This is a genomic window from Sphingobium lignivorans (assembly GCF_014203955.1).
Lineage (GTDB): Bacteria > Pseudomonadota > Alphaproteobacteria > Sphingomonadales > Sphingomonadaceae > Sphingobium > Sphingobium lignivorans.
Genome location: NZ_JACHKA010000001.1, coordinates 2,685,924 through 2,705,614, shown reverse-complemented (window position 1 = coordinate 2,705,614; position 19,691 = coordinate 2,685,924). Strand labels below are relative to the sequence as shown.

21 protein-coding genes are annotated in these 19,691 nt (G+C 63.2%); 12 read left to right on the top strand and 9 right to left on the bottom strand.

Features of this window, described 5'->3' with window-relative positions; translation table 11 throughout:
* Positions 1–199: 199 nt before the first annotated feature.
* Complete coding sequence (locus tag HNP60_RS12550) at positions 200–4,120, bottom strand: hypothetical protein (RefSeq protein ID WP_184154233.1); 3,921 nt, start codon at positions 4,118–4,120, stop codon at positions 200–202.
* A gap of 352 nt (positions 4,121–4,472) precedes the next feature.
* Here HNP60_RS12550 and HNP60_RS12545 point away from each other — a divergent pair, with 352 nt between their 5' ends.
* From HNP60_RS12545 to HNP60_RS12525, 5 genes are all read left to right on the top strand, one after another.
* Entirely contained in the window at positions 4,473–6,041 is a 1,569-nt protein-coding gene (locus HNP60_RS12545; RefSeq protein WP_184154230.1) for a hypothetical protein, read from the top strand.
* Between the two features lie 343 nt (positions 6,042–6,384).
* Positions 6,385–6,864: an Hsp20 family protein gene (locus HNP60_RS12540; protein WP_184154227.1), complete on the top strand. Its 480-nt coding sequence runs from the start codon at positions 6,385–6,387 to the stop codon at positions 6,862–6,864.
* A gap of 86 nt (positions 6,865–6,950) precedes the next feature.
* Positions 6,951–7,472: an Hsp20/alpha crystallin family protein gene (locus tag HNP60_RS12535; protein WP_014076994.1), complete on the top strand. Its 522-nt coding sequence runs from the start codon at positions 6,951–6,953 to the stop codon at positions 7,470–7,472.
* Entirely contained in the window at positions 7,435–7,872 is a 438-nt protein-coding gene (locus HNP60_RS12530; protein ID WP_184154224.1) for an NADH dehydrogenase ubiquinone Fe-S protein 4, read from the top strand. The genes HNP60_RS12535 and HNP60_RS12530 overlap by 38 nt, the downstream gene beginning before the upstream one ends.
* On the top strand, positions 7,869–8,510 hold the full coding sequence (locus HNP60_RS12525) for an HdeD family acid-resistance protein (RefSeq protein ID WP_184154221.1): 642 nt from the start codon (positions 7,869–7,871) through the stop codon (positions 8,508–8,510). The genes HNP60_RS12530 and HNP60_RS12525 overlap by 4 nt, the downstream gene beginning before the upstream one ends.
* A gap of 65 nt (positions 8,511–8,575) precedes the next feature.
* On the opposite strand, the gene HNP60_RS12520 is transcribed toward HNP60_RS12525, so the two are convergent.
* Together HNP60_RS12520 and HNP60_RS12515 are read right to left on the bottom strand one after the other, a co-directional pair.
* A complete protein-coding gene (locus tag HNP60_RS12520; RefSeq protein ID WP_014076991.1) occupies positions 8,576–8,845 on the bottom strand; it encodes an usg protein in 270 nt (89 codons plus the stop codon).
* Positions 8,842–9,075 carry a hypothetical protein gene (locus tag HNP60_RS12515; protein ID WP_184154218.1) on the bottom strand — a complete coding sequence of 78 codons (234 nt, stop codon included), beginning with the start codon at positions 9,073–9,075 and terminating at the stop codon, positions 8,842–8,844. The genes HNP60_RS12520 and HNP60_RS12515 overlap by 4 nt, the downstream gene beginning before the upstream one ends.
* Before the next feature lie 269 nt (positions 9,076–9,344).
* Between HNP60_RS12515 and HNP60_RS12510 the strand changes: the two genes are divergently transcribed.
* The 3 genes from HNP60_RS12510 to HNP60_RS12500 all read left to right on the top strand — a co-directional run bounded on the left by HNP60_RS12510 (position 9,345) and on the right by HNP60_RS12500 (position 12,275).
* The gene (locus HNP60_RS12510; RefSeq protein ID WP_014076989.1) at positions 9,345–9,659 is read left to right on the top strand and encodes a co-chaperone GroES; all 315 of its coding nucleotides are present in this window, start codon (positions 9,345–9,347) and stop codon (positions 9,657–9,659) included.
* A gap of 57 nt (positions 9,660–9,716) precedes the next feature.
* Positions 9,717–11,339, top strand: a complete 1,623-nt coding sequence (gene groL, locus HNP60_RS12505; protein ID WP_184154215.1) for a chaperonin GroEL — start codon at positions 9,717–9,719, stop codon at positions 11,337–11,339.
* Between the two features lie 192 nt (positions 11,340–11,531).
* Positions 11,532–12,275, top strand: coding sequence for a trypsin-like peptidase domain-containing protein (locus tag HNP60_RS12500; protein ID WP_148276594.1), 744 nt, complete (start codon positions 11,532–11,534; stop codon positions 12,273–12,275).
* Between the two features lie 360 nt (positions 12,276–12,635).
* Here the strand turns inward: HNP60_RS12500 and HNP60_RS12495 are convergent, their stop codons facing one another.
* The 6 genes from HNP60_RS12495 to HNP60_RS12470 form a co-directional block, all read right to left on the bottom strand.
* Entirely contained in the window at positions 12,636–12,803 is a 168-nt protein-coding gene (locus tag HNP60_RS12495) for a hypothetical protein (RefSeq protein ID WP_184154212.1), read from the bottom strand.
* A gap of 28 nt (positions 12,804–12,831) precedes the next feature.
* Complete coding sequence (gene xth / locus HNP60_RS12490; RefSeq protein ID WP_184154209.1) at positions 12,832–13,611, bottom strand: exodeoxyribonuclease III; 780 nt, start codon at positions 13,609–13,611, stop codon at positions 12,832–12,834.
* 218 nt (positions 13,612–13,829) lie between these two features.
* A complete protein-coding gene (locus HNP60_RS12485; protein WP_184154206.1) occupies positions 13,830–14,438 on the bottom strand; it encodes a GntR family transcriptional regulator in 609 nt (202 codons plus the stop codon).
* Complete coding sequence (locus HNP60_RS12480; RefSeq protein WP_420825247.1) at positions 14,435–15,337, bottom strand: phytanoyl-CoA dioxygenase family protein; 903 nt, start codon at positions 15,335–15,337, stop codon at positions 14,435–14,437. The genes HNP60_RS12485 and HNP60_RS12480 overlap by 4 nt, the downstream gene beginning before the upstream one ends.
* 5 nt (positions 15,338–15,342) lie before the next feature.
* Positions 15,343–15,951, bottom strand: a complete 609-nt coding sequence (locus HNP60_RS12475) for an acyl-homoserine-lactone synthase (RefSeq protein ID WP_184154203.1) — start codon at positions 15,949–15,951, stop codon at positions 15,343–15,345.
* Between the two features lie 80 nt (positions 15,952–16,031).
* Positions 16,032–16,778: a LuxR family transcriptional regulator gene (locus HNP60_RS12470; protein ID WP_014076944.1), complete on the bottom strand. Its 747-nt coding sequence runs from the start codon at positions 16,776–16,778 to the stop codon at positions 16,032–16,034.
* A gap of 184 nt (positions 16,779–16,962) precedes the next feature.
* Between HNP60_RS12470 and HNP60_RS20315 the strand changes: the two genes are divergently transcribed.
* From HNP60_RS20315 to HNP60_RS12455, 4 genes are all read left to right on the top strand, one after another.
* Entirely contained in the window at positions 16,963–17,244 is a 282-nt protein-coding gene (locus tag HNP60_RS20315) for a transcriptional regulator domain-containing protein (RefSeq protein ID WP_221414700.1), read from the top strand.
* 7 nt (positions 17,245–17,251) lie between these two features.
* Positions 17,252–17,770: a DNA -binding domain-containing protein gene (locus HNP60_RS12465; RefSeq protein WP_184154200.1), complete on the top strand. Its 519-nt coding sequence runs from the start codon at positions 17,252–17,254 to the stop codon at positions 17,768–17,770.
* Positions 17,771–17,966: 196 nt separating this feature from the next.
* Positions 17,967–18,470, top strand: a complete 504-nt coding sequence (locus tag HNP60_RS12460) for a hypothetical protein (RefSeq protein WP_184154196.1) — start codon at positions 17,967–17,969, stop codon at positions 18,468–18,470.
* Positions 18,471–18,823: 353 nt separating this feature from the next.
* Positions 18,824–19,633: an ArdC family protein gene (locus HNP60_RS12455; protein ID WP_221414701.1), complete on the top strand. Its 810-nt coding sequence runs from the start codon at positions 18,824–18,826 to the stop codon at positions 19,631–19,633.
* Positions 19,634–19,691 lie beyond the last annotated feature (58 nt).

The following is a 19,691-nucleotide window of genomic DNA, read 5'->3' as shown; positions in this document are numbered from 1 at the left end:
TAGCGGGAAGGAAGACGGGCATCGGCATGCTTTGCTAAAAGGCCATGCCGCGTTCTATCGCGCAAGCCGTGAAGTGTTCGGGGCATGCTGGAGGTCTTGCTTCAATCGGTTCTCTGCCTGGCCTTTAGAAATTCTGCAGCGGATTTCGCGGATCAGGGCACGCACTAATTGTCGCCTTCTTCTCCGAGCGTTGGAGAGCTTACGGTGCCTCGCCCGATAGATTCGTCTGCGCCGAAGCGAGGATGTCACGCTCGACCAAGCCGATCCGGATGATCGGTCCGCGCAAGCTGGCTTCCGTCGCCTCGCCAAAAGCAAGGCGGGCGGTCTCTGCAGCAATGGTTTCTCCGTCCTCGACACCGTCGAGTTCTCGCTGCAGGCGCTGCAGCAGATTGATCACATATTCGGACGCGAGCATAAGATCCTCGTCCGGCTCGGCGTCGCGCAGGGCGCCAAGTTCTGCGGCTCGGGCGCGCATCCGATCAACAAGCCCCTGCGCATAAACCATCTCTTTCTCGTTCGGCGGTCGGTCGGCGTTGGCCATGACCGACGACAGCTGAACAGCAGTCGCTGTGACCTCATGGAACGCAGCGGACGAGCGTTCTTGAAGCAAGGGCAGTGGCAAATGTGGGATCCAGCGGTCGAAGGACGTGTCGGTGACAAACCCTGACGGGAACACCGAACCAATCGAGCTTTCGTCAACGCTTGCGGCCAAGCCGGCCAGCATTGCGACAACCATGCCTTCACGCACGGGTGCGATGTAGATCGGATGTCCGCTGGCGGCGGCGCGACAGGTGGCGGTCAAGATGTCGACTTCAGCCATGAACGTGGCGAGGCTGTCGACGGTCACGAGTGCGAGATATTCGACGCGGGGCCATGCCAGGGCATCAGGGTCTGCGGGTCGCCTCACGACCCGGGCCGTGCGTCCATCCGCCGAGAGCGCGTCGCGAATTGCCAATGCTACACGCTCGGAACTTGCCTCGGTGATCCGCCTGGCGTCGGCAGCAAAGCGTGGCAGCGTCCGGTTCTTGCGACTGCTACGCTCAGCATGGAGCCGCAGTTGGCGCCAAGCGTTACGGTCGCCATGGGCCAAGCCGAGCACGGCATCGAGATCGTCGAAAATGCCCGCCAATCGGTCGAGCGCTTCATGCGGTGGCTCCTCGAGCCAACGCCAGTCGGGCGCACTTCTGATCGTTCTCGCCGTGGCTCTCAGCCGTGCCACGTCGGCGGCCTTGATGAGCGGGCGCTCAATGTCCCCGGCCCCTAATTCGCGCACGAGGTCGGTGACGGACGTCACGAACGAATGAAGTTCGTCATTCATGTCTGCCGCCCCGGGATCGCGCGCAGATTGGCCGCCAAGATCGGTGCCGCCGGCCTCAATGAACGAGTTAAGCAGGGTGCGCACTGCGACCATGAGCTCGGCCGGCTTGCCCGCGGCGGCGCCTCGGCAATGCAATTCGGCAGCGTCGGAAAGCAGGTCGCCGAGTTCGGCGATTGCGACGGAGAGCGCGTTCGCGCGCCCACTTTCGGTCGCGCTGGCATGGCGCCGCTGCACGGCCCTTAAAATTGCCCGGTTCCACGCGACCGACACCGGCGACGGAAGGCTCTCGCGCGGGATGCGCTTTGCCGCCACCGGAAAATTCGCAAGCCCCGCTGGTCGGCCATCCCAGCCGACAAGGGTGGAAACCGCGAGGTCCGCGAATGGCGCAGCGGCGATGAGATGGCCGCAATGCGTGACGACAACGTCGTTTGGCTCGCCCTGCACGACCGGATCGACATAGCGCACGTCCGACACGACAGCGAGACCTTCGGGTTCGTTGCGGAGCACCGGGCGCATTATCCACGACTTCTCCATGTGGATGCGCTCCAGCAGCGCTTCGGTGCCGCCGAACAGGTCGACGACGCGTTCCGCTCGACCACCGCCGAAAGTCCGCGTCGTCGAAAGCAAGTCGAGGATCTCGTCGAGCGTGGGATCGCTCGTACCCAGGTCGGGCAGCAGTTCGAATGGCGGTTCGGGATCGAGAAACGGAATGGGCGCGAACGAGGCGGCTAGGTCGTGATAGTCCGTCAAGCCTGGATTGAGCCAGCGCAACCCGCCCGTTCGGTCCAAAAGGCCCGCTCGAAGGTCGGGCATGACCAGCTCGTTGCGCCGATTGATCGCCGCGTTGATCTTCGCGAATGGTGGAACATCGATCGTGGTCTCCGCGATGGCGAGGCTCAGCGGTAGCGACGCCTGCTTTGGCTCAAGGCCTTCCTCCCCAGCGATGACAAGCCAACGTTCGGCGACCCGATCGCAGTTCGCCAGGCCAAGTCCGTAGGCCAGTGATGCGATGTCGGGAGCCGAGAGCGACGGTGCGCGCGTTGCGACCGCGTCGAGCAAGGCACCGTCGGTGAAGCCGCCGTCCGCAAGCAGCCGTGGCAATACCACCGCGAACGAGCGAGGGGATAGCATCGCGATCAAGTCGTCGAGCGCATCTCCCCGCGACCGGGTCGTCATCCGCGCCAGCGCATCGTGCAGGCCGGCAGAACGAATTTCGTGAAGCCCGGTCAGGGTGCCATCACCCACCACTCTGATCGCGTGTTCGTCGACCAAGCGCATCAGCGCGCGATCGAAGTCACCGGCAGATAGGCCGAGACGGTCGCGCAGCAGCTTCGCGTCGATTGATCCGCCTAAACGGGCACCTTCCACCACGGCGGCAAGCACGTTCAACTCGGCATCGCGCGCCTCACGCACGCGTCGTCGCACCTGTGCATCCAGCGTATCCTGCAGCCGGTTTCCGCTTGTAAGGAGGTGCACATATTCGAGCATGAGGCCGAGCGAGCGCTCATACGGTTCGCGCCAAGACACGAATGCGAGGTCGCGCTCGGCACGCAGCGCGGTCCATATCCTTTGTGCGAGCCCTTCGTCGAGCGTCGGTCGAACGAGCGGCGTGCCGGCCAGATCGTTGATGAGGTACAGATCTTCTTCCCGCACCGTACCAAGCATCAGGATGCCGGGTTGGCCGTCGGCTGCGCGTTGAAAGGCATCCCAGCCACCGGCAAGGTCGCGACCTAGATCGTCGAATACGAACCCTACCGGGCGGTCCGCAGAGGCTTCGATCGCCTTTGCGAGATCGAGAAGAAGATGAGCCTGGTCGGGAGGGGCGCGTCGAACGCGATACCAGCGAACTGCGTGACGGCTGTCGTGGGCGGCTAGCCATGCGCAGGCTGACTTTCCGCTGCCCGATGGTCCCGCCACGAGAGCGCTTCTTCGCCGTTGCAATGCGCGCGAGACCTCGGCGATCACTTCCGGTCTATCGAGCACCAGTCCAGCCCCGACGTGCCCAGGAACAACATCGACGCCGTCGAAGAAACCAGGCGACTCTAGCGGAGCGAAGGAAACCGGTTCGCACAGGCCGATCGAAATCGCAGACAACACGGAGTCGCGATCGACCAGGGCTAGTACATCGTCGACGACCGCTTGAACATCGTTCGAGTTCAGGAGTGCGGGTGAAGCAGCCGCGGCGCGATAATTGGCGTCGGCAAGCGCACCAACTCGCTGGCGAAGCCGATCGGCTACAAGGCGTCCCGCCGCCGGCACGCAGTCAGCTCGGCTAACGACGAGATCGACGATGGCATCGGCGGGCTCCGGCACAACAAGCAGATGGGTGGCTGCCATTATATCGGTAGCGGAAATGCCAAGGGCATTCGCAACCTCAGTCAGGTGCTCACTCAAGGCGGCAGCCGCGCCCGAATCGTCACCCAGCGTTGCATCGAGCCCGGTAGCCTCGATTCCATCCACCGGCCGCTCGAGAAGCAGCACCAGCCCGACGCGGCCAGCCAACAAGTCTTGGGCCGAGACATCGGCAACAGACTTCGCAATGTGGGCAGCCACCTCGACGGTACTGAACATGCCGCGCGGATCGTGACGTGACTTCGCCTGAACCCTTAACTCGCGAGCCGGCCCGTGCAGGGTAGCGTCGTCGACGCCTTCTGGGATGACCGACGTCCACTCGGCACCCGACCATGATTGCACTGCGAGTAGTGCGGTTGCGACGTCCTGGTAACGAAAGCCACGGCCCGCGCGAGCACCCGCGCGGGTTGATGCCCATAGTTCTGGATCGATGAGGATGGTGTCGGCCATTGACCCAGTCTTAGCTGCTCAATCGGTGTAGCGCATTCATAACGAATGACCGCTTTGCGCCTAATGCACCGAAAACTCGCCAGCAGGGATACGGCCCAAGTCCGATTGTTCTCCACCTTACGCCAGTCGGATGAACTAAGGGCAGGTTTCAGGAACCATTTTGGCCAGTCGAATGTCCCCAATTTCGGCGAGATTCCATCTATCCACAGGCATGAAAAAGGCAGGGGAGACTGGCATCGTCATGTCTCGCCAATACATTGTCCAGAGCTTTAACTGGAATCGCATCGATAATTGATTTGTATACCGCGACGATGGGAATGCGAGCTTCGTTAGGGCATCAGACGTGAAGAGAATGCGCAAGCAGGCGCTGAGTGCGATGTATCGCAAGCGACTGGTCTGGCTGCTGGGTTCGGCGGACGATGAGATGTTTGTCCAACTCGTCTGGGCTTTCAACCTGATTCAAGGGGAGAATCCCAAAGCCGGGCTCCCTTATGTAGCGGGTGTGCCGCAGGCTGCCGTCACAAGCACGATCGCCGACCAACACTTCATCTACAAGTGGGAACTCGAGACGGTGCTCAATGAGCTGCTCCGAACCCCGAGACGCAAGGCGCCTAGCCGCGGCCCGTTTCATCAGCTCGACTGCAAGCAGTACAAGGCGCTGGCCGAAGTCATCAACAAGCTACGCAAACTGGAGAACGCCGAAGCGGGCCGCTGGGTTCGCAACGGCAATATTCTCGACGAGATGCCGCGCATCGCGGCAAGACAGTTCGAATGGCAGCGCGGATGGTTCAACAAGCCCCAGTTCTACCGTTCGGCGTTTATTTACGGACAGGGCGCTTGTTCGGCGCATTTCGAGCACAAGCATGGTTTGACCGTAAATCAATTCTCGCTTCTCGGCTTTGTCCTTCATGCTCAATCCGTTGCTCGGCCAATCGCAGCCCGCACAATGTCACTTCCCGATCTTGATCTACCCAATGAGATTGTCCGGCGCGGCCTCGATCTGATGAGTTTGCCGATGCATGAAATGCGCTCGAAGACAGCCAAGATGAAGATAAGTCCCGGACCGGTCGCCCATAGGCCTAGTCTCCTGCGCCAATATCCCTGCATTGCGTTCGGCGAAGAAGGCGAACGTATCCGTTCGCCACTCTCACAACTTGTCGTTGAACGGGTTACTTCGGGCATATTCTACGATGTGGTGGATGGCGGCTGGAACGTGCGCCAGGAATATGGCGTCCGTTTCGAGGAATATGGTCTCGCTTTCCTTCGCGCGATGTTGCCCAGCATCCAGTGGGAAGCGGAGCATGATTATCAAACGCCTCAAGGAGGATTCAAAAGTCCGGATATTCTCTGGTGTGAGCCGGACGGAGTGCGGCTTGCCATCGAATGCAAGGCAACGCGCCTTTCCCACAATGCGCGGTTTGCGGATGACCCGCTCGAAGTGCCCGGCTATGGGGATCTCGTCAAAGCGGTCTTCCAAATCTGGCGGTATTTTTCTCATTGCCGGCGTAAGATCAGCGGCAGGCCTGTCCGCGGCGATGCCATGGGGATGGTGCTCACGCTTGACGATTGGCTGGTCATGGCGAACAGCCTTATCGACGACATCGTGCGCAGGGCCGAGGAAATGGCGGCGGAGCGAGATCCGAACATCCTGCCGGAAGACAAGAGACCGATCTTCTTCTGCCCGATCACGAGTCTAGAAGATACGCTGAACAAGGCGGGTGAAGCCGACTTTTGGGCCGCACTGGAACTGTCCACCCAGAACGGCCGCAAGGGGTGGCGGCTCGCGGAACTCCATGCAGAAATCGTCAATCGCGACGAGGTGGAACCGCGACCCTATCCATTCGAGGCAAATCTCGGCGAGGTTCTGCCTTGGTGGGATGTAGTAGGCGCAAAAATGGCCACCCCCGGTCAGGGCGGCTGAAGTCGTTCCTAGTCGCCGAATTTAGCTTGAATGAAGGGCCGCTTACGGCGAGGCAATTCGGGGCGTTGAACGACGGCTACTGCGGCGAGCGCTGCCTCGTCTGCAATGGACGGCGTTCAGCGTCTAGCGATCAATACGGCCGGATTTGCTGGAAAGGACGTTGGAATCCAGGTTGGCTGACTTGAGGTCGACGTGCCTACCGATACAGGTCTTGAAACGAAAAAAATGCTTTCTAACTCCTGCTTGCCGGGCGCCGTGTTCGGGTCCGGTGGGACATAGAGGGCGTCGGCTCTCCTTTTTCCGGCGCAGCTCATGCCCAGATCGCTTTCAGGAGGATTTGGAGATGAGAACCAACTTTGACTTCACGCCCTATCGGCGTTCCACGGTCGGCTTCGATCGTCTGTTCGATTTGCTCGAGACCGGCATGCGCGGCGACGCAGCCGATGGCTATCCGCCCTTCGACATCGTGAAGGAAGGCGAGGACAGCTATCGTATCACGCTTGCGGTAGCTGGCTTCCGCCCTGACGAAATCGAGGTGGTGGCCCAGCAGAATCAGCTCACCGTCACCGGCAAGCGCGCCGATGAGGACGGCAAGGGCGAATATCTGCACCGTGGCATCGCGACGCGCGCGTTCGAGCGGCGCTTCCAGCTTGCCGACCATATCGAGGTGGGTGAGGCCAGCTTCGACAACGGCCTGCTCAGCATCGCGCTGAAGCGGGTGGTTCCCGAGGCGATGAAGCCGCGCCGCATCGAGATTGGCAGGGCGAAGCCCGCTGGCGAGCGGATCGAGGCGCCGAAGGAAAAGGCGCTCGAAGCGGCCTGATCCATAAACAAAAGTGACTTGCCGGCGCTGCCTTCGGGTGGGCCGGCGGGTCATGCCAATTCCAGCCAGAAAAGGAGATGACTATCATGGCATTGCGTGATCTGATTCCCTGGAGCCGGCAGGAGAACCGGCTGCCCGCGACGGTCGAACCCGAGCGGGAAGCGGCGTTGGAGTCCCATCCCCTGCTCTCGCTCCATCGTGAGGTGAACAGGCTGTTCGACGACGTTTTTCGTGGCTTTGGCGTGCCCGCTTTCGCCGGCTTGGGCCGCACGGCGAGCTGGCCGCAGGTGGAGCTGGACGAGAACGACACCGAAATCCGCATCACCGCGGAACTGCCAGGCCTCGACGAGAAGGACATCGATATCCTGGTGGAGGACGGCGTGCTCACGCTGCGCGGCGAGAAGCGGGCCGAGGTCGAGGACAAGAAACGCGGCTATTCGGAGCGCAGCTACGGCCGTTTCGAGCGACGCATCGGCCTGCCGCGCGGGATCGAACGCGACAAGGCGCAGGCAAGCTTCCGGAGCGGTGTGCTCACCGTCACGCTGCCCCGCTCCGCGGAGGCGAATGAAAATGTCCGGCGCATCCCGGTCAACGCGAAAGCGGCTTGATCCGTCGGTCCGGGGCGTGAGCCCCGGGCCGTGCCGTTACGGTCACGCACCGCGGCAATCGGCGGCGAATGACAATCGCGGCGCTCATCCGGCGTGGGGAAGCACTTTCCCACCGGACGCGCACACGATCATCGAGCCGATCCGGCTGCTCGGCGATCGCGTGCCACGCAAGCTGCGCGACCAGTGGCGTCTGCGGTTCGAGCAGAAGGCGCCGGCGTTCGCCGACCCGCTGACCGGGTGGACCGGTGGCAGCGATCCTCTCGTCCATGTTGGACTGCGCTTTCCCAACGCGGAAGCGGCGGTTGGATACTGCATGCGCCAGGGATTGCCCTATACGGTGCGGGCTTGGCCCGGGGATCACAATCAACGTCATATCAATAGTGAAGGGAGAAGTAGATGACTGGATCATCCGCTACTCTCCCGCTCCAGGAATCGGGGCGGGACAACCCGTCTGAGCCGGTGCTGACCACCCGTCATCCCGGCTGGTTCATCTTGCGCGGCGTGCTCGCGCTCGCGCTCAGCGTCGCGGCATTCCTGTTCCCGGCGAATGCGCTGCTCGCCTTCACCTTGCTGTTCGCGGCCTATGCCGGCGCGGACGGCATCCTGTCTTTGATCGCCGGCATCCGGCGCGCTTCGCGCAAGGAAAAGCGCTGGTGGAGCGCGCTGCTCCGGGGCGTGGTTGGGATCGCCTGCACCGTGATCTTCGTGATCCTGCCTGGTCTCGCCGTGGTCAGCTATGCGCTCGTGACGCTAGGCACCGTGATCGCCTGGGCGCTGCTGACCGGCGCGTTCGAGATCGCGGCCGCCATTCGGCTGCGCAAGGAGATCGAGGGCGAATGGTTGCTGGGTCTCTCCGGAGCGCTGTCGTTCCTACTTGGCCTGGGTGTCTGGGCGTTCCTCTGGCTGCACCCGGTCGCGACCATCCTCTCTGTGGGGACGATGATTGCCGTCTGGGCGTTGTTCGCCGGGTGTGTGTTGATCGCGCTCGGCCTGCGTCTACGCAAGCGCGAGGCTGGCAGGAGCGAAGCCGCCGCCTGAAGCGGACGCCAAAGAAAGGCCCGTCATCCCGGAAGCGGGACGGCGGGCCTTTGGCGCGTGGTCGTTCAGTCGAGCCGAAGTTCGCCACGCGCGGCACGCCATTCCGTCGGCCGGACCAACTGGTCATGAGCGATGCGGATGGAATGGAGCGCCGCCTCGATCTCCCGGTTCCAATGGTCGATGAAATCGAACAATACCGGAAAGTCCGGCGCCAGGTCATATTCCTGCCAGACGAACAGTTGCAGCAGCGACGGCGCATCGGGGCGATAATAATGGATCTCGGCCGTCGTCAGGCCATAGCCCTGCAACCGCATCATGAACGCGCGATCGGTCATTGCAGCGACGTGTGATCCAGCCGTTCGTCCAGCGTCCGCATCGCGGCGAAGATGTCGTCGATCGGCACGGCACGGCGGGCACCGGGTGGTTTGCGCATTGCCGGCTGATCCTTCACCGCCGACCGATCCGATGCCCATGAAGCGAGGATGGCGCGCTTCACTTCCGGCTCCAGGCTCGGATGGCGCGCAACGTCGAAGGGATGCAGGAAACGGGAAAATGGCTGCGACATGGCTGTTGCCTCCTTTCCTGATGTCGCTCCTTTCACGAGTGCGGCGCGCTGCCGCGCTTGCAAATTTTGGTACCTGAATGAGTCGCGTCAAGAGCGGAATTGGCGACTAAGCCACCGATAACAAACAGATTGGCACTTTGCGCAGGAGAGTGCCAAAAATTTCAATCCGGCTCTTGAATGGAAAAATATGACTTCCTAGCTCCGCGACACCTGTCGTTCGCATGAACGGCCAGGCTATCACATCCTGTTTTGCATCTGGAGGTTTTGCCATGCATTTCCGCCCCTTGCACGACCGTGTGGTCGTCCGCCGCATCGACGCCGAGGAAAAGACCTCGGGCGGCATCATCATCCCCGACACCGTCAGAGAAAAGCCACAAGAGGGCGAGGTTCTCGCCATTGGCCCAGGGGCGCGCGACGATAAGGGCCAGTTCGTCGAGCTGTCCGTCAAGGCGGGTGATCGCATCCTGTTCAGCAAATGGTCCGGTACCGAAGTCAGGATCGATGGCGAGGATCTGCTCATCATGAAGGAGAGCGATATCCTCGGCGTCCTCGACAACGTCGTACCGCTCAAGCAGGCGGCCTGATCCACCGCCCTCACCACAAACATTCAGGAAGGATATCAATAGAAAGGAGCAAGGCAGATGGCTGCCAAGGAAGTGAAGTTTGCGTCGGACGCGCGTGATCGCATGCTGCGCGGCGTGGATACGCTTGCGAATGCAGTGAAGGTGACGCTGGGTCCCAAGGGCCGCAACGTCGTGATCGACAAGAGTTTCGGCGCGCCCCGCATCACCAAGGACGGGGTGACGGTCGCCAAGGAAATCGAACTGGCCGACAAGTTCGAGAATATGGGCGCGCAGATGCTGCGCGAAGTCGCCAACAAACAGAATGACAAGGCAGGAGACGGCACGACCACCGCAACCGTGCTCGCCCAGGCGATCGTGCGCGAAGGCGCCAAGGCCGTCGCAGCGGGCATGAACCCGATGGATATCAAGCGCGGCGTCGACTTGGCCGTGGGCGCGGTTGTAAAGGACCTTGAGGCCCACGCGAAGAAAGTCGGCGCGAACAGCGAGATCGCCCAGGTGGCGACCATTTCGGCCAATGGCGACGCCGAGGTCGGGCGCATCCTCGCCGAAGCAATGGAAAAAGTCGGCAACGAAGGTGTCATCACCGTCGAGGAAGCCAAGAGCCTGGAGACCGAACTGGAAACGGTCGAGGGCATGCAGTTCGATCGCGGCTATCTCTCGCCCTATTTCATTACCAATGCCGAAAAGCTGAAGGTGGAACTCGACGATCCCTACATCCTGATCCACGAGAAGAAGCTTTCCAACCTGCAGGCGCTGGTGCCGCTGCTTGAACAGGTCGTGCAGTCCGGCAAGCCGCTTCTCGTCATCGCGGAGGATGTGGAAGGCGAAGCCCTCGCGACGCTGGTTGTGAACAAGCTGCGCGGCGGTCTGAAGATCGCGGCCGTGAAAGCGCCTGGCTTCGGTGACCGGCGCAAGGCGATGCTTGAGGACATCGCGATCCTCACGGGCGGCAATGTGGTCAGCGAAGAGCTTGGCACCAAGCTTGAGAATGTCACGATCAACATGCTGGGCCGGGCCAGGAAGGTCACGATCGACAAGGACAACACGACCATTATCGAAGGTGTGGGCCAGAAGTCCGACATTGATGGTCGGGTCGCACAGATCCGTCAGCAGATCGAAACGACCACCAGCGACTATGATCGCGAGAAGCTGCAGGAGCGTCTCGCGAAACTGGCTGGCGGCGTCGCCGTCGTCCGGGTCGGTGGCGCGACCGAGGTTGAGGTCAAGGAAAAGAAGGATCGCGTCGATGACGCGCTTCACGCAACCCGCGCCGCGGTCGAGGAAGGCATTCTGCCGGGCGGCGGTATCGCGTTGCTGCGCGCACTGAAGGCGCTCGAGGGGCTGAAGGTTGCAAACGACGACCAGCAGTCGGGCATCGACATCGTCCGCCGCGCGCTTCGCGCGCCCGTGCGTCAGATCGCCGACAATGCTGGCGAGGACGGCGCGTGGATCGTCGGTAAGCTGCTGGAGAGCGACGACTATAACTGGGGCTTCAATGCCGCGACCGGCGAGTATCAGGATCTCGTCAGGGCCGGCGTGATCGATCCCGCCAAGGTCGTGCGCACCGCGCTGCAGGATGCAGCGTCGGTTGCTTCGCTGCTCATTACCACCGAAGCGCTCGTCGCGGAACTGCCGAAGGACGAGAAGGCATCGCCCGCCATGCCGGCGATGGACTTCTGAGAAAGGCGGGGCTGGCTCCGCGCCGGCCCCAAACGCGATTCCAGAGATGAAGCGGGCTCCGCGTGACAGCGGCTTTTTCGCATGGGAGACTTGGTCGTGAACGGGGGATCGGCATCATCCGGGCGTTCGCGGAGCTTCGCGCTTGCGCTTCTCGCCATATGCGGGCTTGGCAGTTTTGCCGGTGGCGCCGCGATGACCACGCTGTTCGAACAACCGGAAGCGCGGGCCGCCGGGTCTCTGCCGGTCAATGCCGTTCGGCTCGATCAGCTTACGCTGGCGCCACTCGTCAGGCAGGTGTCGCCGGCGGTGGTCAACATCGCCGTCCTGCAAGCGTCGCCACATCTTCAGAATCCGCTTCTGCGCGATCCCTACTACCGCATGTTCATGGGCGTTCCTGACGAGGCGCTGGCGCCGCGCGTCTCGGCCGGTTCAGGTTTTATCGTGGACGCTGCGCGCGGGTTGGTGGTCACGAATCATCATGTGATCGCCAATGCGCGCGCCATAGCGGTCGGTATCGGGGATCGCAGAGTTGAGGCCGAACTGATTGGCAGCGACCCCCGCACCGATCTCGCGGTGCTGAGAATTGCCGCGCGTGGTCTTCGCCAACTTCCGCTGGCCGAGGCGCGGCGCACCGAGGTCGGCGACTATGTCGTGGCCATCGGCAATCCCTTTCAAGTCGGTCAGACCGTGACGTCCGGCATCGTAAGCGCGATCCGCACCTCCTCTGACGGCCGCTATCGCTATGTGCAGACCGATGCGCCGATCAATCCCGGCAATTCCGGCGGGCCGCTCATCAACATGCGCGGTGAAGTGATTGGGGTGAACAGCGCCATCATCACGCCGGGCGACGGCAATGTCGGCATCGGTCTTGCCGTGCCGGCCGATGTTACCCGCACCGTCGTCGAACAGCTTACGGGTACGAAGCTGCCCAAGTAGATAAGCTAGGCATTGACTCTGCTGGTATTAGATCTGGGCGGTGAGAGCGGTGAGCAGTTCCGGCTCTTCTGCTTTGTCGGCGTGAGTGAATGAGGCAAGAACAGTTCTCAACAAAGCCCCTGAACGGATGGCAGATATTAGCGCGCGCAAAATGGCGAGGGAACGACTGAAATCTTGGCGGCAACGGCTTCACGTGCCAACGATATGGCAGCGTGTCTCACAACCCAATGCCTCCGGCAGACCCGGCGCGGTTCACCCTGCGGTACGATCAGGAGACCAGGTTATATGACAACTGCTGCCCTCGATGCGGGTGGCCGTCCCGTCGATCGCAACCACCAGGCCTCCAGGCCGATGCCGTCATCAGCGGGGCCGACAATCCGGGGCTGCAACTGAGGGCGGCAGCTGACCGCTCGCCAGCTTGCCACCGAATGTCACATGATCCGCGATGATGTCGGGCCATATGGGCGGAAATCGGTTTAGCAGCGCTGCGCGATCGATCACATCGGCTTTCCAGCCGATCACCGCCATCGTCAGTCTCCGGACCTGCGTCGCCTGCCTATGCCTTGTCCGCCAGTTCGATCCAGACCGGCGCATGATCGCTGGTCTTTTCCCAGCCCCGGACATGGTGGTCGACCTGCGCGTCGAGAAGCCGATCCGACAGCGCTGGGCTGAGGAGAAGGTGGTCGATCCGCAAGCCCGCATTACGGGCATAGGCATTCCGGAAATAATCCCAGAAAGTGTAGATCGTCTCCCCGGGATGAACGGAGCGCAGCGTGTCGGTCCAGCCCTGATCCAGAAGCCGGGAATAGGCAGCTCTCACGTCGGGTGCGAACAGCGCGTCGTCGAGCCAGCGCTCCGGTTTGTATACGTCGAGGTCAGTCGGCATCACATTGAAGTCGCCGGCCAGCATGACGGGCAGGCCCGTCTCGATCAGGCCTCTGGCGTGCTCGATAAGTCGCTCAAACCAGCGCAGCTTGTAATCGAACTTAGGTCCCGGGCGAGGGTTGCCGTTGGGGAGATAGAGCGCTCCGATCAGGATCCCGTTGACAGCTGCTTCGATATAGCGGCTGTGACGGTCATCGGGATCGCCCGGAAGGCCGCGACGTGTCTCGTGAATCTCGCCAACGCGGCTCAGAATCGCGACGCCGTTCCAGCTTTTCTGGCCCTGCCAGATCGCATCGTAACCCAGCTCACGGATCGGCTGCGCCGGAAAGCGCTCATCAGGGCTCTTCAATTCCTGGAGACAAACGATATCTGGCCCGGCTTCCTGGAGCCAGCGAAGCAGGACGGGGAGGCGGCCGTTGACCCCATTCACATTGTAGGTCGCAATCTTCACACCGCTCGAAATGACGCGACGAACGAGTCGTTCCAGGATCAGCTCGCGACGAACCGGGGTTCGGTCGCGAAATGCTGGAATCAGATTCGTCAGCGTCGCGATCGTCGTCTTCGCATCCCTGGGTGCGCAAAAGTACCACCGGCCTCCTCCCGGAGAGAAGCATGCTTCAGCTGGTCGTCTACCAGGATGTCACCCGAACGGTGCCTGGTGAAAGCAGATCAGGCATGGGCGTTGAGGGTCGCCGCAAGGATGCGCGGCGTTTCGGTCGTTCGTCGCTGGTGATAACGCGCGAGAGCGCGGTTCAGACGGGTCCGTCCGATGGCGGCTGCCAGTCCGGTCATTCCCTCCAGTTCCTCTGCCAGTCCATCGAGCACCTGCTGCTCGGCACGCCGGAAGGGCGCCAGGCGGTCGTTGAGCTGCGCGACCGCCCGCAGATTTTCGCCGCTGCCGGTTGCAGCAGCGATCCGCAGGAACATGGCCGCGGTTCTTCCGGCGATGGTCTCTCCGTCTTCCGGCGGGCGGATATCGCGGACTATATCGACTTTCGCCCGGCTCGTGGCGACCCCGATCACCAGTCCGTTCCAGGCATAGAGATCGCGCAGCTCCATCTCGGTGAGCCGGGGCACCCGGAACCCGTTGTGCTGCGGCGTCTCCACCAGCTGCTCGCCGGTCAGACGGTGGAGCGCGTCGCGGACCGGCGTGATGCTTGCGCCAAGTTCATGGCCGATGACGGCCGGCTCGACCGGCGCGCCCGGGGCGAGCACGCCATCGCGAAGCTGGCGCTTCAGCTCCCGGTAGATGCGCTCGAAGGTGACGCCGGGGCTCATTCTCCCGCCGGCCGGCATTCTTCCTGGCCGGTGACATAGGCGTCGACCAGCGCCTGCTGGTCGGGTCGTAGCGCGTCGACCGCCCCGAGGTGAGCCGGAAGATTGTCCGCCAGCAGCACCGACGGGCACTGACCTTCGTAATTGCCGAGATTGGGACGGTGCTGCCGGTATCCCACGAGCGCGGCAAGGTCGGGCGCAAAGTTGCGCGCGATCGCGGGTGGATAGGCCAGCCACTGATTCTCATAAGGCTTGAGCCAGCCCAGACAGTAGCTGACGATCATCCCGCGCCGTACGCTGGTGCTCCGGTTGCCGCCGGCACTGTGCAGCGTCGAGCCGAGAAACATCAGAGCCGCGCCGGGATCGAGCTCGACCGTGACCGACGATCCTGCCGGCTCGGGCTCCAGAGCATGCTGCCCATGACTGCAGGGCCAGACAAGCGTGGCGCCGTTTTCCTCGCGATATGGCGTGAACGGCCACATCACGTTGACCAGATATTCGACTTCGCCGGACGTTCCCCGCCACATGTCCTGATCCCGGTGCGGCAGTTGCGAAAGCGCCCCCGGATGCAGGGCGATCGCCTGCGTCAGGTTGAGCTGGATGCTCTCACACCATGGCCCCAGCACGCGTCCGGCAACGCCGAGGACCAGCGGGTTCATTACCAGCGCCGCCGCATGAGAGGAACGGGCGAGCAGGCGCCCGAACCGCCGTGTCCGTGCCCCGTAGAAGCCGCCCTGACAAAAGGGCGTATCTGCGAAGTCCCCGGCAAGATCCTGGTCGAGTGCCGCAATGGTGCCGGGCGAGCCGGCATCGGGAATGACACAATAGCCCTGATCGAGCAGGCGCATGGTCCAGGCGTCGATCTCCTTGTCGCGATCGGCCGATGGCACCGGGCGGATCATCTGCATCACGCCGCCTCCCGCCTCGTTTCGGGTTGCTCGCTGCGAATGCCTGCCCGTGCCAGCAGCGCCGGCGTATCGCGCGTGATGTCGATGCGAAGCGCGCCCAGCATCATGCCGTCGATCCTCTGCGGCAGCCCGAGCGGCCGGCAGCGCCAGCCGAAGGCCAGGATCTGCTGCAGCCAGCCGATCTCGGCCACACCCGTATACATCGAAATCCCCGTTTTCAGCGCGTGTTCGACAAGCGCCGTGACCAGCGTATCGCGTGCCTGCCGCCGCCGCGCGGCGTTGAGGCCGCGGTCGAGGCAGAACCGGGTGATCTCGAAAATGTCCGGGCCGCGCGGTGGCGCTTCCTCGCATAGTGTGCCGAACAGGCTGTCGAGGATATGCGGCCGCGTCGTTGGCAGCAGCCGCGCCGATGCCCGATGCCGCCCCTCGCCGTCGGTGAGGATCAGGTAGCATGCATGGACATCATCGAACTGGTCGACTTCATAGCGCCCGTCGAGAATGGGAAGGTCCCATCCGAGAAGGTCGACGAACACGCGCTTGCGCGCCTCGAACATCGCGCGCATCGCCGCGTCCTCGCTGCTGCTGCCCGCACTGACCGTAAAGAGCATGACCGGAGCTCCCTGCCTCGTGAAAGGCCCCGATCATCCGCCCGGCTGCCCGCCAGGACCATTCCCCAGAAATGGGGATATCAACGCCGCAGCACATCGACGAAGGTCAGCGTTCCGTCGAACAGCGCATGCACCGTCAGTTGCGCCCGCTTGCCGACACCATAGCGCTCGCGCGCCTGCTTGAGATGCTGGATCACCGTTTCATGACTGATGCCAAGTATCTTCGCGATCTCCCAGTCGGATTTGCCGCGCGCGGCCCAGTAGACGCAGTCCCGCTGCCGGTCGGTCAGCCGCGGCCGGGCGGGTGCCGGCATGCGCAGGGCCGAGACCCTGCGCGCGCCTTCGAATGCGATCGCCCCGACAAGCTGGATGAGCGGGAGCCGTTCTTCCCGCAATGGCTGCCCCGCTGCAACGGCGAAAGAACAGGAGCCCGCGGATTCGCCGGGTACATGCGCCGGCACCGTAAACCCTTCGCCGATACCGGCACGCTGCGAGCGCTCGAGAATGTCGCGGTCGCGCGCCGTCAGTTCGATCATCCCGGCCAGTCGCGACCAGGAAAAGCCAACGTTGGTCTGCTGGCTTGCCCGATGCACGGGATCGGACAGTCCCAGATGGTGCGCGTCAAAATAGTCGACCCATGCTGCAGGATAATTGTGCAGCCTGATTGCCGGTTGCGGCGCGAGAGGAACGTCCACATGGTGGGTCAGCGCGAAATAGTGAAACCCCATTTCGCGCGCCACATCGTGCAATATGGTGGCCAGCGCCTCGGCCGTCTGCGCCTCATCCACCGCATCTGCAAACTCCCGGGCGATCCTGGTCAGCAACATAGCATGCGCCACATCGATGCGGGAGACGCCCCAGGCTGCGATGCTCCCGTGACAGCATTCAAGAGTCTGCAGACACCGATTCTCAGTCGGCGCGGCAGATCGTTCGGCAAGTGCGGAATGCTATGTAGCCCGTTGCGACTGTGCAAATATATTTGCTTTCGTTCCCGGTACGGCTGTTCCTTTCATGCCGGCGGAGCGCGGGGCTGATCATCGCCCTGACTGGCGCTCCGGCGCGCCTTATTGCGCGCTGGAGGGCATCGATCGTGCCGGCCTCGCCTGGGAATGGTTGCGCCGCGATCCGGGCTATGTGGCGTCCTGGCACGGTTTTGGAGGGACTTCGGCCCCCGGAACGCAGGTATTTCCTTTGCAGGCAGATGCGTCGGCACGGCCGTGGGGCCTCCACTTTCGCGGAATGTCCAGATCGTCCGGCGCCCGCCGCACGGCTGCTCTGGCGTGCCGCTTTTGACCCGCACGTGCTGCGGGTGCGCGCCGAGCCGACTGCCCCTGACGACCCCGAAGCGCTTGATCTGACCCGGCTCGGCCATCAGGCAACCCTTGCCCGCGACGACGATGGCCGCGAATATCTTGCCCTGTCGAATGGGTGGCACCGTGTCCGGCTCGATGTGATCGAAGGTTCAATATGCGCGTCCAGGCAGGTCAGGCTGCACTATCAGCTGTCCGGCTTTACCGGCCTTGAGCCCCGTCTTCGCGCACTTCGCCAGTTACTCGCTCTCCAACGCGACGACGGCTTCGATCCTTCTCTCTTTCCACGTCTCCCCCGGATGGCACAGCGGCTGGAAGCCCTGCGCGTCTCCGACGCACTGGCGGACGGCGCTTCCTATCGGGATGTGGCCATTGCGCTTTTCGGCATTGAGCGTGTTCGCGAGGAATGGGGTGGCCGCTCGGACTTTCTCCTTTCCCGCGTGCGTCGTCGTGTGGCCGAAGCGCGGCGGATGGCCAGCGGTGAATATCGGCATCTGCTCCTGCCTTAGCGCGCTGCGGGCGCGCCAGGACGATAGCCCGCGCTCAGGTCCGGTCTGCTCCTGTCCTTTTGATGCCGGGCCGAAATGACCCTCACACACCGTATCGAACAGGGCGGCCACCTCCATGCCATAGTCGGCACAGTCGTGTATCCCGCCCGATCAGGCGCTGTCGATTGTTCAGCGCGCGCTCTCACCGGATCACGCCGTGATTGCCTGGCTGTCCACGCCTGATTTCGATCCCGTCCGCGACAAAAGCGTTCAGGGCGCGCGGCCGCCGAAGAACGGAGGTCGCCGCCCGGCATCGACCGCCACCGGCCCGATGGTTCGCTATATGCAGGAATATGAGCTGGTTATCTCGCCCTGGCATCGTCTGCTGCAACGAGATTTCGAGACTTTCCTTAAGGCGGCTGGCGACACAGGCGTCCATGCCAGGCCCGACCGCGTCGATGTGCGCTTTCGGGATGCAACGCAAGGTCTGGTCCTGGCCGGGATCACGTCGACGGAACCGGCAACGGTCCGGTTCGCTATTCGGGCCGCGATCGGGCAGCTTCTCGATTTTCATCAGCGCGCGAAGGGGAATCCCGCGAAGCTGATCGTCATCGACGATCAGCCCTGCAAGGAAGATATGGAACTCGCCCTCGTCAACGGTTTCGGGATCGCCTGGCGGTCCGGAAAGAGCGTCGACTGTCGGTGGCCAAAAGGTCGATAGCGCCTCGCCCATACGCGCGACCGCGCTCTACTCCGGCCGGGGCGTTGCCGCCGGCCTCCGCCGGGCCCCTGCAGGTCACGGCCTGACGGTCACGATCGTAATGCAGTCGCCGCGCCTCATCGGCGCGACGGCGTTGCCTGGAGCCTCTCCCGGTGGCGCGGGAGTGGGCAGCGCTCCCGGCTAGGGCCGGCGGTCGCCGGCTTGCAACCCTGCGCTTCGCGCCGGGTGCTCCATTGCATTGCGCCCCTTCGGGTGCCGCCGTCGCCTGCCGGCCCTTTCCGTCCGCATCTCGCCGCCCACCCCCGCTTTCCGGGGAGGCCAAGCGCTTTTTGGGTGGCGAAGGAGGAAACGTCATGCGCCAATCCAACGCCCGTGTGCGGGGCAAAGCCGGGAAACAGGAACGCGAACAGGGTTCCTCGCCGCGCGCCGATCTCTACCAGACCGTCACCGCCCGCATCGTCGCCGAACTGGAGGCGGGCCGCTTCCCCTGGGTACAGCCGTGGGGAAAGGTCGGGGACGGTTCGCCCGTTCCCGGTCTGCCGATGAACGCGCTGACCCGCCGCGCTTATTCCGGCATCAATATCCTGATCCTGTGGGGCGCGGTCATCGAGCGGGGCTGGCCCTCGCAAGGCTGGCTCACCTTCCGTCAGGCTTCGCAAGCGGGCGGTGCCGTCCGCAAGGGCGAGCGCGGAACCACCGTTGTCTATGCGGACCGCTTTGTCCCTGAAGCCGAGGCCGAGCGCGCGCGGGAACGCGGCGACGAGGCCCGGGCGATCCCGTTCCTCAGGCGCTTCACTGTCTTCAATATCGCACAGTGCGAGGGGCTGCGGCCCGGTCTCATGCCTGATCCGGTGCGGCTTCCCGCGCGCGCGATCGTGCCGGTTGCGGAAGAGGTGATCGCGGCCAGCGGCGTGGATTTCCGCATCGGCGGCGATCGCGCCTTCTATGTGCCCGCCCATGACTTCGTACAGGTGCCCCCGCAGCCCGCATTCTTCGAGCAGATCAATTATTACCGCACCTGCCTGCACGAACTGACCCATGCCACCGGCCACGCCAGGCGGCTCAATCGCAACCTGACCGGCGCCTTCGGATCGAACGACTATGCCCGCGAGGAACTGGTCGCCTTATCTGGACAGTCTGCGCCGCCCGCAACTTTGCAGTAAGGTCGGCGATGGACGCCCACGGTAGGCAGTAATCAGGCTGGCCGTAGCGCTGACCCAA

Excerpts from the sequence above, each read along its gene's own strand:
- HNP60_RS12530 (WP_184154224.1), top strand. The coding sequence starts at position 7,435 with ATGTCCGGCGCATCCCGGTCAACGCGAAAGCGGCTTGATCCGTCGGTC.
- HNP60_RS12520 (WP_014076991.1), bottom strand. The coding sequence starts at position 8,845 with ATGACCGATCGCGCGTTCATGATGCGGTTGCAGGGCTATGGCCTGACG.
- HNP60_RS12550 (WP_184154233.1), bottom strand. The coding sequence starts at position 4,120 with ATGGCCGACACCATCCTCATCGATCCAGAACTATGGGCATCAACCCGC.
- HNP60_RS12545 (WP_184154230.1), top strand. The coding sequence starts at position 4,473 with ATGCGCAAGCAGGCGCTGAGTGCGATGTATCGCAAGCGACTGGTCTGG.
- HNP60_RS12485 (WP_184154206.1), bottom strand. The coding sequence starts at position 14,438 with ATGAGCCCCGGCGTCACCTTCGAGCGCATCTACCGGGAGCTGAAGCGC.
- HNP60_RS12495 (WP_184154212.1), bottom strand. The coding sequence starts at position 12,803 with ATGGCGGTGATCGGCTGGAAAGCCGATGTGATCGATCGCGCAGCGCTG.
- HNP60_RS12470 (WP_014076944.1), bottom strand. The coding sequence starts at position 16,778 with ATGTTGCTGACCAGGATCGCCCGGGAGTTTGCAGATGCGGTGGATGAG.
- HNP60_RS12540 (WP_184154227.1), top strand. The coding sequence starts at position 6,385 with ATGAGAACCAACTTTGACTTCACGCCCTATCGGCGTTCCACGGTCGGC.
- HNP60_RS12510 (WP_014076989.1), top strand. The coding sequence starts at position 9,345 with ATGCATTTCCGCCCCTTGCACGACCGTGTGGTCGTCCGCCGCATCGAC.
- HNP60_RS12480 (WP_420825247.1), bottom strand. The coding sequence starts at position 15,337 with ATGATCCGCCCGGTGCCATCGGCCGATCGCGACAAGGAGATCGACGCC.
- HNP60_RS12535 (WP_014076994.1), top strand. The coding sequence starts at position 6,951 with ATGGCATTGCGTGATCTGATTCCCTGGAGCCGGCAGGAGAACCGGCTG.
- HNP60_RS20315 (WP_221414700.1), top strand. The coding sequence starts at position 16,963 with ATGCCGGCGGAGCGCGGGGCTGATCATCGCCCTGACTGGCGCTCCGGC.
- HNP60_RS12455 (WP_221414701.1), top strand. The coding sequence starts at position 18,824 with ATGCGCCAATCCAACGCCCGTGTGCGGGGCAAAGCCGGGAAACAGGAA.
- groL (WP_184154215.1), top strand. The coding sequence starts at position 9,717 with ATGGCTGCCAAGGAAGTGAAGTTTGCGTCGGACGCGCGTGATCGCATG.
- HNP60_RS12475 (WP_184154203.1), bottom strand. The coding sequence starts at position 15,951 with ATGCTCTTTACGGTCAGTGCGGGCAGCAGCAGCGAGGACGCGGCGATG.
- HNP60_RS12500 (WP_148276594.1), top strand. The coding sequence starts at position 11,532 with ATGACCACGCTGTTCGAACAACCGGAAGCGCGGGCCGCCGGGTCTCTG.
- HNP60_RS12515 (WP_184154218.1), bottom strand. The coding sequence starts at position 9,075 with ATGTCGCAGCCATTTTCCCGTTTCCTGCATCCCTTCGACGTTGCGCGC.
- HNP60_RS12525 (WP_184154221.1), top strand. The coding sequence starts at position 7,869 with ATGACTGGATCATCCGCTACTCTCCCGCTCCAGGAATCGGGGCGGGAC.